This is a genomic window from Enterococcus spodopteracolus (assembly GCF_030441955.1).
In the GTDB taxonomy this organism is placed as follows: Bacteria; Bacillota; Bacilli; order Lactobacillales; family Enterococcaceae; genus Enterococcus_B; species Enterococcus_B spodopteracolus.
Genome location: NZ_JARJHD010000088.1, coordinates 1 through 231, shown reverse-complemented (window position 1 = coordinate 231; position 231 = coordinate 1). Strand labels below are relative to the sequence as shown.

The window sequence follows — 231 nt, the reverse complement described above, 5'->3', positions numbered from 1 at the left end:
GGAAAGAGGAAGAAAAGGAGGGGAGGGGAGGGGGGGGGGAGAAAAGAGAAAAAATCCGAAAAGAAAAAGAAAAAAAAGAAAAAGGAGGGGAGAAAGGGGAAGAAAGAAGAGGGAGGGGAAGGGAAAAAGAGGAAGGAGAAGGGAAGAGGGGAGGGGGAGGAAGGGAAGAAAAGGAAAAAAGAGGGAAGGGAGAAAGGAGGAGAAAAAGGAGAGGGAAAGAGAAAGGAGAAT

Annotated in this window: 1 protein-coding gene; it reads left to right on the top strand. The window is 47.6% G+C overall.

The window, feature by feature from the left end; translation table 11 throughout:
- Nucleotides 1-231, top strand: a 231-nt coding sequence (locus P3R27_RS15570; RefSeq protein ID WP_301399160.1) for a hypothetical protein, incomplete at both ends; no start/stop codon positions are given.